Below are 16,627 nucleotides of genomic sequence, written 5' to 3' on the forward strand. Positions count from 1 at the left end.
CGACTGAGGTGACCACACAGGCCTGCCGTGCGTCTAACAGGACGCACGGCAGGCCTGTTCATGGCACATGGGTGGGGAGGACGGGGATGACGGAGAGCAGTGTGCGGGGGGAGGGGACGGTTCCCGGTGTTCGGCGCGGCGAGGGAAAGAGCCGGAACGGCGACCTGTTCGACGCGGGTGAGCCGTCCGTCGAGGGGAGCGGCAGCCGGCACGGCAGACGTCGGCCGCAACGCAAGCACCGCGTGCTCAGATGGTCGGCGACGACGCTGGCGGTGCTGATACTCGGCACGGCCGGCGCCGGATATCTGTACTACCAGCACCTGAACGGCAACATCCAGAAGGGGCAGCGCAGCAACGGCGACTCCAAGGCGAAGAGGACCGGTCCGAACGCGGCCGGCCAGACGCCGGTGAACATCCTGCTGATCGGCTCCGACAGCCGTAACTCCGCGGAGAACCTGAAGCTCGGCGGACACCGGGAGAGTGTCGGCGCACCTCCGCTGGCCGATGTGCAGATGCTCATCCACCTGTCCGCGGACCGTAAGAGCGCCGCCATGGTGACCATCCCCCGGGACACCCGTGTCCACATCCGGAAGTGCAAGGACCCGGACACCGGCAAGGTCTACCCGGCGACCGATGACATCATCAACACCACCCTGGCCCGGGGCGGGGCCGGCTGCACGTTGAACACCTGGGAGGACCTCACCGGCGTCTACATCGACCACTGGATGATGGTCGACTTCGCGGGTGTGGTGCGGATGGCGCACGCCGTCGGCGGCGTGGACGTCTGTGTGAAGCAGAACGTCTGGGACCGCTCGACAGCGGCCCAACGCGGCGGATCCGGGCTGAAGTTGACGGCCGGGACGCACAAGGTCGATGACGTGCAGGCCCTGCAGTGGCTCCGCACACGGCACGCCTGGGGCAGTGACCTGATGCGGGCTCGCGCCCAGCACATGTATCTGAACTCGATGATCCGCACGCTGAAAGGGCAGAACGTCTTCACCGACTCCGGCCGGCTGATGGACCTGGCGGAGGCGGCCACCAAGTCCCTGAAGGTCTCCGAGGAGATCGGCTCGGTCAAGAAGCTGTACGACCTGGCCATGGAGATGAAGTCGGTGCCCACGAACCGCCTCACGTCGATGACGATGCCCAACGTCGAGGACCCGCTCAACGACGAGCACGTGGTGCCCGACAAGGCGGGCGCCGACCGGATCTGGCAGATGCTCCGGGACGACGTGCCGTTCGACAAGAACGGCAAGCGGTCCGACGCCCAGCAGGTCGGGAGCAAGGCCGAGGCGACCAAGTCGCCCTCCACGGACCCGAGTCGGCTGGGCGTGCTGGTGCGCAACGCCACCCGGACCTCCACCGAGACCGCGGTCGACGGGCGGGCCGGGACGATCAGCCAGGCGCTCGTGCAGGAAGGGTTCAGCAGGGCCGCGTACGACACCTCGGGAGCGGCGTCCGAGGAGAGCACGGTCGTGCAGTACCCGAGCGCGGACCTCCAGGGAGACGCGCAGGCGGTGGCGAAGGCGCTCGGCATTCCGATGAGCGCGGTGAAGAGGTCGACCGACGTCTCCGGGGTGACCGTCGTCGTCGGCTCCGACTGGCGCACGGGCACGCACTACCCGAAGACGGCCAAGCCGAAGGCCGGCGACCTGCCCAGCGGTTCCGACGCCATCAACGGGTCGGACGCCACGCCGTGCATGGACGTGTACAAGCCCTACCAGTGGTGACCGGCCGACGGCCGGCGCCTGGGCGCAAGTCCTGGGGCCCGTGCCGGAGGGTCGCTGCCGGCTGACGGGGATCCTGCCGCGTCGCCTCGTCGATCTGCTGGTCGGCGGGGCGAGGTGCAGTTCATCGGGAGGTGCCCCCGCCGAGGACGGCCTTCGCCTCGGCGACCTGAGCGCGGTGGATCCGCTGCAGTTCCGACAGCGCCGCTGCCTGCTTGTCGATCATCGCTCCCTGGATCCGCGATTCGACGCCGAACCAGACGGGCAGAAGCCTCGTCTTCCGCTTGCACTCCACGTCAGCCACCGCCGTGGGCACCTCGCGGGCTCCTGGGTGGCCCTTGGTGAACTCCGGAACATCGAGCGGGTCCATGGGGGACGCATAGCGGCGGCCGCCGCTCGCCGCCATACAGCTCGACCAGCGGCGGAAGACGGCCAGGACGGCGGGCTGCCGCATCGACTGCGCGTAGCTGCCGCTCGCGATCGCGCCGGCTGCGGCCGAGGTGTTCGGCCGGGCGTATTCTCCCTCGACGCGCTCGACCGCCTCGGCCCGGCACCCGCCCTTCGGGACGGCCCTGCCGTGGTAGGTCACCTCACTGCCGGCGTTCTTGCCGCTCTCTCCCATGAGAACCGTCAGCATCCCCGGCGGTATCGGTGACGCCGAGACGGCGGGGCTCGGCGGGAGGTGATAGCCGTACGCCGAGGCCTCCTTGGGACTCGACAGGCCGTAGCGCCGGTCCGCGCTGCGCGTCTGCGGCTGCCGGGTGAAAGGGTAGGAGATCCCGTAGCGCGCCAGACACTTCTTCTCAAGCTTCTGCTCCGCGGACTGGATGAGTTCGCTCTGATCGGGGGTCAGGCTGTAGGCGGCGATGGGCAGTTTCCCGCTGTAGTCGCCGGACAGCACGGGCACATCGCCGGCCGAAGGGCGCGGCGAGGTGGCGCGCGCCGGGGCGGGGTGCCCGGCGGGCGAGGACGACGGGCCGCCGCAGGCCGACAGCGCCGCCGCGGCGAGGACCGCGACGGCAGCGCCGCGCAACGGCACCGGAAGAGAGTTGATCACCGGGAGCCTCCACGGTGACGTGCGGTCCGGTGGTGGCCACCGCACCGCACGTCCGGTGTCGTCAGAACTGGTAGCAGCGGGTGTCGCGGGTGAACTTGAAGGAGGCGTCGTTGTTGTACGTGTTGTGCAGACGGAAGACCAGCTTCGACGGCGGAACCGAGTCACAGGACCCGCCGTAGCCGCTGTTGAAGTAGATGGTGACGTACGAGTTGGGCGACACGTTGTCCAGCGAGGCGGCGTTGTTCTTCACCGGCTGGCCGTAACCGGCGTCCCCGGAGTACTCGTCGAAGGTGTAGCCGGCCAGGTTCGAGACGTTGTCCCGCTCGAAGTGAGCCGAGGCCCCCTCAAGGTCACTGTTGTAGTCGAAGACGACGCACAGCGAGCTGTCCAGGCAGTTGTCCGAGGGGTACGCCGAAGCCGGCGCGGTCGTGGCGATGAGGGAGCCCAGCACGACCGGAAGGGTCACGGCTGCGGCGACGATGTTCCTGCGGAGGTTCATGACGTTGTCCTTGTCCGGAAGGGAATGAGGTCTGGGGCCGGGCCGGCTCAGTAGGCCGCGGTGCGGGTGTCGGCCGAGCCGGCGGCCGTGTCGACGGTGCCCTCCGCGAAGGAGGTCAGACCCTTGTCGTAGACCATGGGCGTGTAGCACTGCGTCTGGCCCTGGCCGATGGTGCAGCTGTAGGTACGGCCGTCGTTGTTGCGCACGACGTAGGCGTGGGCGCAGTCGTAGCCGGCGGACGCGTTGCCGCACGCCGACTGGGTGTAGTTGAGGGTGAATCTCGCCCAGGCGGTATGACACGCGAGGCTGTAGCGCAGCTCGATGGTGCCGAAGGTGCTGTGCGAGTTCTTCACGACGGCGGACTGCACCGTGGTGGCACCACTGGCGCAACCCGTGGCGGACGGGTCGGACCCGTCATAGGTGTACGCCTGGGCGCCACCGGTGGCAGCGATCAGCGACAGGCCGAGAGCGCCGGTGACCACACCCGCACGCGCGAAGTTCCTCAGGTTGAAACGCATGGTGCAATTTCCTTTCATGGGCATGACAGATGAACCCGGGGCCCCGTCCCGTCATGGACGGGGCGCCGGGTGGGTGGTGCGTGATGCGTGGGTGAGCGTCAGCGCCAGCGGAAGGACGCGTTGTTGTTGTACGTCTTGACGAGGTTGCCCAGGTCACGCGGCGGGGCCACGTCCGAGGCACCGCCGTAGTTGGAGTTGAAGTACGACACACCGGTCTTGTCGGTGCGGCTGTTGGCGTAGGACGCGGCGTTGTTCTTCACCGGCGTGTTCACGCCGGCCGTGCCCTGGCCGCCGTCGGAGAAGTTCCAGTTGGCCCAGTTGGGGATGTTCTCGTAGGTGGCCGTCCAGCCGCCCTTCTGGCCCGAGTTGTACCAGAGGCAGTAGTCGACATCGATGACGCCGCCGCACAGGCTGTCCGGGATGCTGTCGGCCTGGGCGGGCGCGGCGGTGACCAGCATGCCGAAGGTGCCGGCAGCGGCCATCGCGACCGCGACGGCGGAGCTACGAAGACGCATGAGGTGGGATTCCCTTCTGATGGGTGAACGGGGGTTGTGACGGAGCGCTACGGTCACCGGGACTCACCGACCTCGGCGGCGGCACGCTTGAGCTGGTCCTCCTTGTGCCGCTTGATCCGGGCGAGCGTCTCGGCGTTCTTGTCGATCTCCGTCTGCTGCATCGCGGACTCGACGTCGAACCAGCTGCGGACGAGTCCGGTCTTCTTCTTGCATTCGACGTCCGCGCGGGCCGTCGAAATCTCTGCGGGTTCGGTCGTGGCCTTGCCGAACCTCGGGTCGTCGATCGCGTCCATGGGCGAGCCGTAGCGGTAGCCCTTGGACGCCATGCACGAGGACCAGGCGCGGAAGACGGCCAGCACCCGTGGGTCCTTCTCGCTGCGGACGTAGCTGTCCATGTTGATCCGGCGCGCGATCTCGTCCGGGCCGAACGTGGCCTTGTCCCCGGCGAGCCGTCGCTTGGCCTCGCCGACGCATCCGCCGTCGGGGTCCAGCCGGCCGTCGGCACGAGGCTTGCCGCTCAGCGCGATACGGCCGGCCTCACCCAGTGCCTGAACGTTGGCCCGGCCCGTCCTGGGCGTCGGGAAGTGGTAGCCGTAGGTGGCCGCCGTATGGGAGTTGGCGATGCCGTATCTGCGGTCCATGACGCCGATGTCAGGGGTGTCGGTCTCGTCAGGGCGGTAGTCGAAGCCCTTGGCCTTCATGCAGTCGCGGGCCAGGTCGTTCATCGCGTGGGTGAGCAGGCCCATGTCGGCCTCCGAGAACACGTAGCTCTCGACCGGCAGCGCCAGGTCCGCCGTCAGGCTGGAGGACCTGGGGGCGATGGAACTGTCCGGGGCGGCGGACGCCCGCGCCCCGTCGTGGTCACCCCCACCGGAGCACCCGGTCAGCAGCACCGCGGCGGCGAACAGAACAGCGGTCGTCTTCTTTCGCATTGCTCTTCCTCTTGAGCCCACAACGTCTTCGGAATGGCGCGGGCGGCACCCGGCCCGGCCGGTCACCGGCGGAGCGCTTCCGCCGGCTGGACGCGGCTCGCGCGCCAAGCGGGGTACAGGCCCGCGACAAGTCCGGTGGCCAGGCCGATGACAGGCGCGGCGACCACCGTCAGCGGGGCCATCACGGGGGTCCAGTCGCGTACGACGGCCATGACCACCACCGTCACCGTGCCGAGGCTGGTGCCCACCAGGCCGCCCAGCGCGCCCAGGGCGCCCGACTCGGCCAGGAACTGCGCCATGATGTGCCGGCCGCGGGCGCCCAGGGCACGGCGCAGCCCGATCTCACCGGTGCGTTCCAGCACCGCGACAAGCGTGGTGTTGGCGATACCGACGGCGCCGATCACCAGACAGATGCCGGCCAGCAGCATGAAGAGGTGGTCGAGGTCGGAGGTGACATCGCCGCGCAGTGCCCTCGGGTCGGGAGGCGGCACGGCCCGGAACAGGCCAGGGTGCGCGGGATCGAGCGCGAGGGGTGCCTCGTCGGCGATCTGCCGTGCGGCGCCCAGGTCGGTCGAGATGAGCATCCCGGCCCGCCGGCCGCTGTCCGGGCCGCCCCAGATCCGCTCGGCCGTGGTGCGGGGGACGACGACGGACAGCAGCAGGTCCGCCTTGCGCTGCACGTCGTCGACGATGCCGATGACGGTGAAGGGACGGCCGCCGACGAACACGGCCGGCTGGGTCTCAAGGGTGGTGATCCCGAGGCGCGCGGCAAGTCCGGAGCCGATCACGGCGACGCTCTCGCCCCGCCGTTCGTGGAAGGCGTCGAAGATCCGCCCCTGTGCCAGGTGCGGGTCCGCCGCCGCGAGGACGCCGGGGGAGGCCGCGATCACCTGGGTCCGCTCACCTGCCGCCGGTTCCGCGGCCGAACCGGGGGGAACGGCCGCGACGAGTTCGTCCGCCCGCAGCCGTACAGGCCAGTACACCCCCGCGTGCCGGACACCGTGCAGGGCCTCGATGCGTCGGTCGGCGTCGGCGGGGAAGGCGTTGGACAGCAGGTCGGGCTGGTCGCCGCCGGTGTCATCGACGGTGACCTCCGTCGCGGACAGGGCGTTGAAGCGCGAGTCGATCTGCGACGAGGCGGTGGCCGTGAGACCCAGGACGGCGACGAAGGTGCCGACTCCGAGCACGGTCCCCAGCGCGGTCAGCACGGAACGCGCCGGCCGCTGCAGGATTCCCGCCGTGGCCTCGCCGAGCACGTCCCGGGCACTGAGCCGGGACCTCTCGACGGGCGGCACGACCGCGGGCCGGCGCCACCGCACCAGGCGCCGGGCCACACCGCGCCAGGACCGCGCCGGATCCGTGCCGGGTACAGCCGTGTCCGCGACGGCGCTCACCGGCTCCGCGGCGGACCGCCCCGGGTCCTTCGGACGAGGGCGAACGGTCGGGGTTCTCATGCCACCGCCCGTTCGGTGAGCACGCCGTCCCTGATCGTCACGGTGCGCTGACCGCGCGCGGCGACACCGGGATCGTGCGTGATCACGACGAGGGTCATGCCGTCGTGGTGCAGATCGTCCAGCAGCCCCAGGACCGACTCGGCGGTGGCCGTGTCGAGGTTGCCGGTCGGCTCGTCGCACAGCAGCAGCGAGGGGCGGGTGACCAGGGCGCGGGCGATGGCGACGCGCTGCCTCTCGCCGCCGGAGAGCCTGGTCGGCAGCGCGTCGGAGCGATGTGCGAGGCCCACCCGGGCGAGCGCCTCGCGTGCCCTCGTACGGCGATCCGTGCGCGGACCGGTGTTGTAGACCATGGCCAGCATCACGTTCTCGGTGGCCGACCGGTGGGGCAGCAGATGGAAGCTCTGGAACACGAAGCCGATACGCCGGCCGCGCAGCGCGGTGCGGTCCGCGTCGCTGAGCGCTCCGGTGTTCACGCCGTCGAGGAAGTACCGTCCGCTGGTCGGCGCGTCCAGCAGCCCGGCGATGTTGAGGAAGGTCGACTTGCCGGAGCCGGAAGGGCCGACGACGGTGACGTACTCGCCCTGGCGAATCGTCACGTCACTGGGCCGCAGCGCCGGTACGGGCGGCGGTCCGGGATAGGTGAGACCGACTCCGCGAAAGTCCACGACTGGGTCTGCGGGCGTGGTCACCGGGCGGCCCCGGAGCCCTGCGCAACGCCGATCACGACCTTGTCACCGGACGACAGACGGGCGCCGCCGGCCGGGGTGACGGCCGTGTAGCCGTCGCCGGAGGTGCCGGTGCGCACCTCGACACGGCGGCGGGCGCCCGAGCGGTCGAGGACGGTGACGGTGGTCCGGGAGTCGGCGCCGGCCGAGATCGCCGAGACGGGGACGACGAGGACCTGGTGCCCGGAGGAGGCGGCCTCGACGGTCAGCCGCACGTCCTGGCCGGCCAGCCGGGCCGGCAGCGGCGAGTTCGGCGTGACGGTGACCGTGTAGCCCGAGGCGTTCTGGCCACCGTCCTGCCCGTCGGCGTCGGAGGTGGTGGGCGCGTCCGCGACCCTGGCCACGGTGCCGGTGAGTTCGTCGCCGGTGACCTCGGAGTAGACGCGGACCTTCTGACCGGGGTGGACCAGGCCCTTGTCCTGCAGGCTGAGCGAGCCCGTGACCACCAGTTCGCCGGCGGAGACGGTGGCGAGCTTCTCGCCGGCCTCGGCGCCGACCTTGGCCCCCAGGCTCTCGACGCGGGCCGGGAAGCCCGAGAGGAAGACGACTTCGGAGGCGGGCACCATCGGACCGGAGACCGATTCGGCCTTCGCCAGTTCGGACCTGGCGTCGGCCAGGTCGGAGCGGGCGAAGCCGATGTCCTCGGCGCCCCCGCCCTTGCCGGTCAGACGGTCGAGTGCGCGCCGGGCCCGCTTGACGTCGGCCCTGGCGGCGTCGGCCGCCGTGCCGTCCGTGGTGACGGGTTCGTAGCCGATCGCCTCGTAGAGCGCTGTGACCGCGCGCTTGGTGCCGGGTCCGAACGTGCCGGACCGGTCGGATCCCGTGGGGTGACCCAACTCTCGCAGCGCGCCCTGGAGTTGCCGGATGTCGTCACCGTGTGCGCCGGGCTTGAGGTCACGGTAGACGGGCAGACTGCCGCGCAGTGCGAAGAGGGGACGGCCGGAGACCTCGACGAGGACGCGTCCGGCCGGGAAGGTCTGCCCGGAGTGCACCATCACCTTGGTGACCACGGGCTTGAGGCCGCCCTCGGCGGCGGTGCCGGAAGCGGCGATGTCCACGGTCTGCGACGCGGAAACGGTGCCACGGGTGACGACCGTGTCGGAGAGCACGCGCCGCTCGACCGGGGCGGTGAGCACATCGGCCGCGGGCGGCCGTGCGTCGGCCGCGGCCTGCGCGGGCGACTTCACATACGCCGAGGTCCACAGCGCGGTGGCGGCGAGCAGTACGGATCCAGCGGCCAGGCCGCCCAGCAACCGCCTGCGCCGCAACAGCGCAGAGCTCTCCCCCGTACCGGACAACGGTCCCCCAAATCCCCCATTCCTGCGGGCACTTGACCAACAAGCCCACAGGTACTTCACAGTAGGGAGATAGCTGATCACTACTGATCCAAAAGTGTCAAGTTCTTTCACCGGTTGTGCGGTGACACCGGTAACACCGAGCAGCCCGTGCTGAGTTGCGCACCCGCCATCTCCACGTAATGATCACGCTCGGTTCTGCAACCGACCTGACGAGCTACATCCAGATCGACTACAACGTCCACTGCGGCTGATCCCCGACGCCGCGGGTCCCTCCTCGCCCAAGGGGCCGGGGACACCCACAGCCAACTCCCGTCCGGCTGCACAATGATGAGGCGCGCTCACGTCCGACGGGCTGGGGACCCGAGGACCGCGCGCCCTCTCGCTCACCCCGTCCGGGGGGACGGGTGACCGAGAGGTTCGGCAGCCGGCGGCGGACAAGGGTCCGTGGCCGACGAAGGCGGTGCACCGGCAGGTAACCCTGAGGGGGTGTCGTGCGTCTGACCGGACGCGCGACGAATCCGTCGCCGGGCGCAGGGGCGGGAGGCAGGGAGTTGGCGCGAAGCAGTGTGCGCAAAGAGGTTCCCGCGGTCGAGGACACGATGTCCCCCACACCGCAGGACCACGACGCCACGACCGAGCACGGCGGGCACGGCGACGGGCGGCGCGGGAAGGGCCCGGACGGTGACCGCAAGCGACGCAGACGGCGCGTTCTGCGCTGGTCGGCGATGGTTCTGGCAGTGGTGATACTCGGCACGGCGGGGGCCGGATATCTCTACTACCAGCACCTCAACGACAACATCAGGAAGGACGACCTCAACCTCGGCGACGCGAAGGACAGGGCGGCCGAACCGAAGGCCAACGCGGCCGGGCAGAAGCCCCTGAACATCCTGCTGATCGGCTCCGACGCACGGGACTCCGAGCAGAACCAGAAGCTCGGCGGCGCCAGGAGCACCTTCAACACCGCCCCGCGCGCCGACGTACAGATGCTGCTGCACCTCTCGGCGGACCGCACCAACATGTCGGTCGTGAGCATGCCCAGGGACACCCTGGTCGACATCCCCAGGTGCACGGACCCCGACACGGGCAAGGCCTTCGGGGCACTGACCTCGACGATCACCAACGACTCCCTGGGCCGCGGTGGCCCCGGCTGCACGGTGGCAACGTGGGAGAAGCTGACCGACATTCACATCGATCACTTCATGATGATCGACTTCTCGGGCGTGGTGTCCATGTCCGGCGCCATCGGCGGCGTACCGGTCTGCGTCGACGCCAACATCCACTCCAAGTCCTCCGACGGCCACGGCTCGGGCCTGAAGCTGGAGAAGGGCACCACGTACGTCAAGGGCGTCAAGGCCCTGCAGTGGCTGCGCACCCGCTACGGCTTCGAGGACAACACCGACATAGCCCGCGCCAAGGCACAGCACCAGTACATGAACGCCATGGTGCGCCAGCTGCGCGAGAACGCCACGCTCGGCAACCCGGGCAAGCTCCGCAAGCTCGCCGAGACGGCCACCGACGCGCTGACCGTCGACGACGGCCTCGGCACCGTGTCCAAGCTGTACGACCTGAGCAAGGAACTCAGGAAGGTCCCCACCCGGCGCATCACCATGACGACGATGCCCTGGCAGTACTCCTCCACGAGCAGCGGCCGGGTCGTGCCCAGGCCGGGCGACGCGGACAAGCTGTTCCGGCTCGTCCGCGAGGACATCGCCCTGGACGGCAAGGACAAGAAGAAGTCCACTGCGGCGACGACATCCCCGGACCCGGCCGCCGCGGACGACAGGATCGCCGTACGCGTGCTGAACGGCACCAGGTCCGGCACCCGGCTCGCGGTCTCGGGGCGCCCGCGAGCGATCGCCCGGCTGCTCGCCGGCAAGGGCTTCACCGAGGCGGTGGCGGACTCCTCGGCGGACCTCAGCGAGGAGAAGACGGTGATCCGCTATCCGAGCACCGACCTGGAGGGCGACGCCCAGCGGGTGGCCGAGGCGCTGGGCATCCCGACGTCCTCGGTCAGGAAGTCGACGGACGTCTCCGGGGTGACGCTGGTCGTCGGCGCCGACTGGCGCTCGGGCACGAAGTACACGGCGACCGGGGACGACGACAGGACACCGTCGTCCGCACAGGTCATCAACGGCTCGGACGAGAAGCAGTGCATGCACGTCAACCCGAACTACACCTGGTAGTCCGGGTCGACGGGCGGACCCCGGTGCTCAGTCGGAGGCGAGCACCGCGGGCCGGCGGGACGCGATGACCTTCTTCGCCAGGGCCCTGGGGCTGGTCAGAAAGCCCCAGCCCCACGTCATGTGCATGGTGGCGAGGGCCACGGGGATCTGCAGCCGTGCCTTCAGCCGCAGCCCCCTGCCCGCGGGGACGGATCCGAGGGCTATCGCGGCGAGGTAGCCGCCGGGGATCACGAAACTCCAGGGCGTCAGGGCCACGCCGACCACGAGGCCCGCCGCGATCGCCAGAACCGCCGTCGGCGGCGCGAGGTAGCGCAGGTTGATGGAGCCCTCGTGGTAGCGGGCGACGACGTGCCGCCAGCGGCCGTAGTCCTTGTACTGCTTGGCGAGCGCCTTCACGCTCGGCCGCGGGCGGTACGACACCTTCAGCTCCGGCGAGAACCAGATCAGCCCGCCGGCCTCCCGGATCCGGAAGTTCAGCTCCCAGTCCTGGGCCCGGATGAACTCCTCGTTGTACCCGCCCTGTTGCTCCAGCGCCTCGCGCCGGAAGACCCCGAGGTAGACGGTCTCGGCCTCGCACGCGCCGCCGCCGGTGTGGAAGACGGCGTTGCCGACTCCGATCTTCGAGGTCATGGCGGCGGCGACCGCCTGCTCCCAGTCGTTCTCGCCCTCGGCGTGCATGATGCCGCCGACGTTCTGCGCGCCGGTCTCCTCCAGGAGCCGTACGGCGGTGGTGATGTAGTTCGGCGAGAGCATGCCGTGCCCGTCGACGCGGACGACGATCGGGTGGCGCGAGGCCTTGATCGCGGCGTTCAGGGCGGCCGGTGTGCGACCGGTGGGGTTCGGGACGGTGTGGACGCGCGCATCGTCGCGGACGAGCTCGGCGGCGATCTCGTCCGTGCGGTCCGTGGAGGGACCGAGGGCGATCACGACCTCCATCTCGCCGGCGTACTCCTGCGCGAGGATCGCTTGGACGGCTCCGCGCAGATGCCGCTCCTCGTTGAGGACGGGCATGATCACAGAGACGGCGGGGAGCTGCACGTCGGGGTTGGCGTTCATCGCCCGTTACGTTACCGCGAACGGGGGACACCTCTGCGCCCCGCCGAGGCGGTGGCCCGGGCTACAGATCGTATGGGCCTACGGTGCTCACGATCCCACGTACGGCCGTCGCCCGGAGGTGTCCCCCTTGCCCACGCAGCCTCGGTCCGCCGCACCCGCCCGTCCGCAGCGCCGCCCCCAGCCCGCCCACACCCCGGAGCCGCCCGGGCCCCGGCCCCCCGCGCGACGGAAGAAGCCGCGCTGGGTCATGCGCGCGGCGACGACCCTGTCCGTCGTCGTCCTCGCCTCCGCCGGGATCGGACACGCGGTGGTCACCAGCCTCGACGCGGGCATCGCCCGCGTCGACCCCTTCAAGGACATGAAGAACCGCCCGGCGGCCGGTCACGGGATGAACGTCCTGCTGGTCGGCACGGACGGCCGCGACCGGATCAGCGCGCAGGAACGGCACCGCTACCACCTGGGCGGCGCCCCCTGCCACTGCACCGACACGATGATGATCGTGCACATCTCGGCGGACCGGGAGCGGGCGAGCGTGGTGAGCCTGCCGCGCGACTCGTACGCCATGACGCCCGAACACGTCGACGACAGGACCGGGAAGCGGGTCGCGGGCCACCCCGTCAGGCTCAACGCGGCCTACGCGGAGGGCGGCCCGAACCTCACCGTCCGGACCGTCGAGGACATGACCCATGTGAAGATCGACCACTATCTGGAGGTCGACTTCACCAGCTTCATGCGGACGGTGGACGTGCTCGGCGGCGTGCAGATCTGCACAGCCACCCCTCTGAAGGACACGTACACCGGACTCGACCTCCCCGCCGGGACGCACACCCTCACCGGCGGACAGGCCCTGCAGTACGTCCGTGCCCGGCATGTCGACGGGGCCTCCGACCTCAACCGGATGAAGCGCCAGCAGCGCTTCCTGGCGGCGCTCGTCGAGCGGGCCACGTCCTCCGGGATCCTGCTCAACCCGATGAAGTTCAGGGACGTGACACGGGCCGTGCTGGGGTCGGTGCGCGCGGACAAGGGCTTCGGCACGGACGAGCTGCTCGACCTCGGCCGGGCGATGCGCAACTTCTCCCCCTCGTCCTCCGAGTTCACGACCGTGCCCATCGCACAGATGGGATACGCCGTGAAGGGCATCGGCGAGACGCTGAAATGGGACACGGCCAAGTCCGGCAGCCTCTTCCGTTCCCTGCGCGACGACAAGCCGCTGGCCGTGCACGCCTCGCGGCCCGCGGCGGTGCTGGTCGACGTGGCCCCGCAGCAGATCCAGGTCCAGGTCGAGAACGGCACGCCCTCCGACGGACTCGGGGGGCGCGTGGACGCGGCGCTGGCGGGGGCCGGCTTCCGGACGACCAAAGCCCCGGCGATGGCCGCCGACCGCACGCTGAAGCGGACGGTCGTCGCCTACGACCCCGGGTGGGACCGGTCCGCGAAGTCACTGGCCGCCGCGCTGCCCGGCAGCGAGCTGCGGCCGGTGAAGGGGCTCGGGCCGACGTTGAAGGTGATCGTGGGCGCCGACTTCAGGCAGGTGCGCAAGGTGCGGGCGGAGGACGCGTATCTGGGCGAGGCCGGAGTGGTGACCGGCGACCAGGTGGTGTGTTCGTAACAGCCCGGTCGGTCACCGTCCCGGTCTGTCACGGTCCCGGTCAGTCGTCGAGGCCCTCAGCGGCGCGTTTCTCCCGCAGTTCCATGATCGCCCGCCGCCGGGCCAGCCGGTGGGTGCGGCGGATCTGGGCCTCCTGACAGCGGCGCCTGTCCTTCTCCGTCTCCGGCAGCACCGGCGGCACCCTGCGTGGCTTGCCGTCGGCGTCCACGGCCGCGAAGACCAGGTACGCGGAGCCGACCTGGGTGGGCGGCGCGGACTCGTTCCAGCGCTCGGCCAGGACCCGGACGCCGACCTCCATGGAGGTGCGCCCGGTCCAGTTGACCTGGGCCTTCACATGGACGAGGTCGCCGACGCGGACCGGCTCCAAGAACGCCATCTCGTCCATGGAGGCCGTCACGGCGGGGCCGCCGCTGTGCCGGCCGGCGACCGCGCCGGCCGCGTCGTCCACCAGCTTCATGATCACGCCGCCGTGCACCGTGCCCAGAAGATTCGTGTCGTTGTGGGTCATGATGTGGCTGAGCGTGGTCCGGGAGGCCGAGGTGGGCTTGCCCGGGATATCCGCAGTATCCGGTTCCGCGGCGGGGGCCTGGTCTGTCATGGCCTCCACCTTATGCGGACGCGACATCTGCGGACTTTGTGTTGGGTTCGCAACAGCAGTGACCTGATTTTCCGACGACCCTTGTAAACGACCTGGCCGCTCCCTGCACACTGGGGCCCATGAACGATTGGCCCGAGGCATGGTCCGACGACAACCGCAACCGGTACGGACGCGGCAGCGCGAACGCACGCCCTGAGGGCGCCCGCGCGATGCGGCAGGTCCGCCGGCCCTCCTCGGGCGGGTACGGGGACCCCGGCCCCTCCGCGCCCCCGTACGGCGGGGTGCCCCAGCAGCCGTCGTACGTCAACGGCCAGGGACACGGCGGCTACGGCGACGACCCCGCTGTCGACGGCTACAACACCGGTCAGGTCTACGGCTCACCGGGCGGCGGGGGTCCGGGCGGTCCCGGTGGGCCGGGCGCTCCACGGCCGCGGCCGAACTGGCGGCGCCGTATCAAGTGGACGGCGATCACGCTGGTGACGGCGCTGGTCGTGACGTCGGTCGCCACCTACTTCTGGGCCGACGGCAAGCTGCACCGCGACGTCGACCTGTCCACGGTCCTCGACCGGCCCGAGGCGGGCGACGGCACGAACTACCTGATCGTCGGCTCCGACAGCCGTGCCGGGCTGTCCGCCGCGCAGAAGAAGAACCTGCACACCGGCTCCGCGGAGGGCAAGCGGACCGACTCGATGATGATCCTGCACGTCGGCGACAGCGGCGACACGCTGATCTCCCTGCCCCGCGACTCGAACGTGACGATCCCCACGTACAAGGGATCCACGTCCGGCAAGACCTATCAGGGCACGGGCCGGCAGACGAAGCTGAACGCCGCCTACGCGGAGGACGGGCCGACGCTGCTGGTGCGGTCGGTCGAGTACAACATGGGCCTGCACATCGACCACTACGTGGAGATCGGGTTCGCCGGCTTCGCGAACATCGTGGACGCGGTCGGCGGTGTCGACATCGACATCGACAAGGGCTTCAAGGACAAGTACTCGGGCGCCGACTTCAAGTCGGGCACGCAGACGCTGAACGGCGAGCAGGCCCTCGCCTTCGTCCGTACCCGGCACGCCTTCGCGGCGAGCGACCTGCAGCGCACCAAGAACCAGCAGAAGTTCCTCTCCGCGCTGGCCCACCAGGTCGCGACCCCGTCGACGGTGCTGAACCCCTTCAAGCTGTACCCGACGATGAGCGCGGGCCTGGACTCCCTGACCGTCGACAAGGACATGAGCCTGTGGGACCTGGCGTCCATGTTCTGGGCGATGAAGGGCGTCAGCGGCGGCGACGGCACCTCCATGAACATGCCGATCTCCGGGTCCACCGGCGGCAACCTCGTCTGGGACAAGGCGAAGGTCAAGACGCTGGTGAACGAGCTGAACAACGACCAGAAGGTCACGGTCTCGGGTGACTGACAGCAGCAACGGCAGACCGCCCTTCGGGGCGGTTCTGTGTGACGTCGACAATGTGATCCGGTCCTTCGACTCCTCCCGCCTGGAGGCGCTGGAGCGCGCCGCGGGGGTCGCCGAGGGCACCACCAGGAAGGTGGCGTTCGCGCCGGACGCGGTCTCGCCGCTGATGCTGGGCGAGATCACCTCGCAGGAGTGGGCGGAGGCGATCGCCCAGGGCCTCGCCGGGCTCGTGACCGAGCCGCAGACGGCGTACGAGCTGGCCCTGGCGCTGCTCGAATCGCCCTTCCACGCGGACGACGAGGTCGTGGGGCTGCTGCGCCGCGCCCGTGTCCGGGTGCCGCTGGTCCTCGTCTCGAACGCGACGACGGCGCTGGAGTCCGACCTGGACTCCATGGGCCTGAGCGACCTCGCCGACCACGTCGTCAACAGCGCTCGCGTGGGCCTCGCCAAGCCGGACCCGCGCATCTACCACCTGGCGGCGGAACTCGCGGGCATCCGGCCCGAGCGCTGTCTGTTCGTCGACGACAGCGAGGAGAACCTCCGGGCGGCGGCGGAGCTGGGCATGCACGGCGTGCTCTTCCGTGAACCGGCGGACCTGGAACGGGCCCTGGAGCCGCTGTTCGCGTGACCGCCGGTTCGCGGCCGTGCGGTCAGGCGGTGGTCACATCGTCGCGCCCGCCATCGTGCGGCACATCTCGGCGCAGCGGCGACACGCCTGAGCGCAGCGCATCATCTGGGGGTCGTCCGGCATGGACATACACGCCTCGGCGCACATGTCGCACGCTTTGGCGCACATCGCGCACATCTCGGCCGACATGGGCGAGCGGCGCATCATCATGTCCGCGCACATGCGGGTCGTCTCGGAGCAGTCCATGAGCGCGCGCATGATCTGCATCTGGGCCTGACCGCCCATCTGCATGCAGGAACTCATGGTCTCCTCGCACACGCTGTGGCAGGCCATGCACGCCTCGACGCAGTCCTGCATCTCCTTGCTCATGGCAGTCATTCCGGGCTGGGTCATGGCTCCTCCTGGGAGACGGCGGAGCC

At 70.1% G+C, this 16,627-nt stretch carries 16 protein-coding genes; 5 read left to right on the top strand and 11 right to left on the bottom strand.

From position 1 onward, the window contains the following. Positions 1-86: 86 nt before the first annotated feature. Positions 87-1,730, top strand: coding sequence for an LCP family protein (locus OOK07_RS16840; protein ID WP_266797219.1), 1,644 nt, complete (start codon positions 87-89; stop codon positions 1,728-1,730). Positions 1,731-1,851: 121 nt separating this feature from the next. Here the strand turns inward: OOK07_RS16840 and OOK07_RS16845 are convergent, their stop codons facing one another. From OOK07_RS16845 to OOK07_RS16880, 8 genes are all read right to left on the bottom strand, one after another. Further along, positions 1,852-2,784, bottom strand: coding sequence for a hypothetical protein (locus tag OOK07_RS16845; protein WP_266797221.1), 933 nt, complete (start codon positions 2,782-2,784; stop codon positions 1,852-1,854). 61 nt (positions 2,785-2,845) lie between these two features. Next, positions 2,846-3,283: a hypothetical protein gene (locus tag OOK07_RS16850; RefSeq protein ID WP_266797222.1), complete on the bottom strand. Its 438-nt coding sequence runs from the start codon at positions 3,281-3,283 to the stop codon at positions 2,846-2,848. 47 nt (positions 3,284-3,330) lie between these two features. Next, a complete protein-coding gene (locus OOK07_RS16855; protein ID WP_266797224.1) occupies positions 3,331-3,801 on the bottom strand; it encodes a DUF2690 domain-containing protein in 471 nt (156 codons plus the stop codon). 98 nt (positions 3,802-3,899) lie between these two features. Further along, positions 3,900-4,316, bottom strand: a complete 417-nt coding sequence (locus OOK07_RS16860; RefSeq protein WP_266681055.1) for a hypothetical protein — start codon at positions 4,314-4,316, stop codon at positions 3,900-3,902. 53 nt (positions 4,317-4,369) lie between these two features. Then, positions 4,370-5,248 carry a hypothetical protein gene (locus OOK07_RS16865; RefSeq protein ID WP_266681057.1) on the bottom strand — a complete coding sequence of 293 codons (879 nt, stop codon included), beginning with the start codon at positions 5,246-5,248 and terminating at the stop codon, positions 4,370-4,372. A 62-nt stretch (positions 5,249-5,310) separates the two neighbouring features. Further along, complete coding sequence (locus OOK07_RS16870) at positions 5,311-6,642, bottom strand: ABC transporter permease (RefSeq protein ID WP_266681059.1); 1,332 nt, start codon at positions 6,640-6,642, stop codon at positions 5,311-5,313. 56 nt (positions 6,643-6,698) lie between these two features. Next, positions 6,699-7,391: an ABC transporter ATP-binding protein gene (locus OOK07_RS16875; protein WP_266681061.1), complete on the bottom strand. Its 693-nt coding sequence runs from the start codon at positions 7,389-7,391 to the stop codon at positions 6,699-6,701. Next, on the bottom strand, positions 7,388-8,725 hold the full coding sequence (locus tag OOK07_RS16880; RefSeq protein WP_266681063.1) for an RND family efflux transporter: 1,338 nt from the start codon (positions 8,723-8,725) through the stop codon (positions 7,388-7,390). The genes OOK07_RS16875 and OOK07_RS16880 overlap by 4 nt, the downstream gene beginning before the upstream one ends. Positions 8,726-9,324: 599 nt before the next feature. On the opposite strand from OOK07_RS16880, the gene OOK07_RS16885 reads away from it, so the two are divergent. Next, positions 9,325-10,908, top strand: a complete 1,584-nt coding sequence (locus tag OOK07_RS16885) for an LCP family protein (protein ID WP_266801963.1) — start codon at positions 9,325-9,327, stop codon at positions 10,906-10,908. 27 nt (positions 10,909-10,935) lie between these two features. Here the strand turns inward: OOK07_RS16885 and OOK07_RS16890 are convergent, their stop codons facing one another. Next, the gene (locus OOK07_RS16890) at positions 10,936-11,964 is read right to left on the bottom strand and encodes a glycosyltransferase family 2 protein (protein ID WP_266797226.1); all 1,029 of its coding nucleotides are present in this window, start codon (positions 11,962-11,964) and stop codon (positions 10,936-10,938) included. A 127-nt stretch (positions 11,965-12,091) separates the two neighbouring features. On the opposite strand from OOK07_RS16890, the gene OOK07_RS16895 reads away from it, so the two are divergent. Then, positions 12,092-13,573 (top strand): LCP family protein, encoded by a 1,482-nt coding sequence (locus tag OOK07_RS16895; protein WP_524540318.1) that lies wholly within the window; start codon positions 12,092-12,094, stop codon positions 13,571-13,573. A 40-nt stretch (positions 13,574-13,613) separates the two neighbouring features. Here OOK07_RS16895 and OOK07_RS16900 read toward each other — a convergent pair whose 3' ends face one another. Continuing rightward, positions 13,614-14,171 (bottom strand): acyl-CoA thioesterase, encoded by a 558-nt coding sequence (locus tag OOK07_RS16900; protein ID WP_266515573.1) that lies wholly within the window; start codon positions 14,169-14,171, stop codon positions 13,614-13,616. A 119-nt stretch (positions 14,172-14,290) separates the two neighbouring features. Between OOK07_RS16900 and OOK07_RS16905 the strand changes: the two genes are divergently transcribed. Next, positions 14,291-15,583 carry an LCP family protein gene (locus OOK07_RS16905; RefSeq protein WP_266681067.1) on the top strand — a complete coding sequence of 431 codons (1,293 nt, stop codon included), beginning with the start codon at positions 14,291-14,293 and terminating at the stop codon, positions 15,581-15,583. Beyond that, positions 15,576-16,208: an HAD family hydrolase gene (locus tag OOK07_RS16910; protein WP_266681069.1), complete on the top strand. Its 633-nt coding sequence runs from the start codon at positions 15,576-15,578 to the stop codon at positions 16,206-16,208. Before OOK07_RS16905 ends, OOK07_RS16910 begins: the two co-directional genes overlap by 8 nt. Before the next feature lie 33 nt (positions 16,209-16,241). On the opposite strand, the gene OOK07_RS16915 is transcribed toward OOK07_RS16910, so the two are convergent. Beyond that, complete coding sequence (locus OOK07_RS16915) at positions 16,242-16,601, bottom strand: four-helix bundle copper-binding protein (RefSeq protein WP_266681071.1); 360 nt, start codon at positions 16,599-16,601, stop codon at positions 16,242-16,244. Positions 16,602-16,627 lie beyond the last annotated feature (26 nt).

It is taken from the genome of Streptomyces sp. NBC_00078, from assembly GCF_026343335.1.
Taxonomy (GTDB): domain Bacteria; phylum Actinomycetota; class Actinomycetes; order Streptomycetales; family Streptomycetaceae; genus Streptomyces.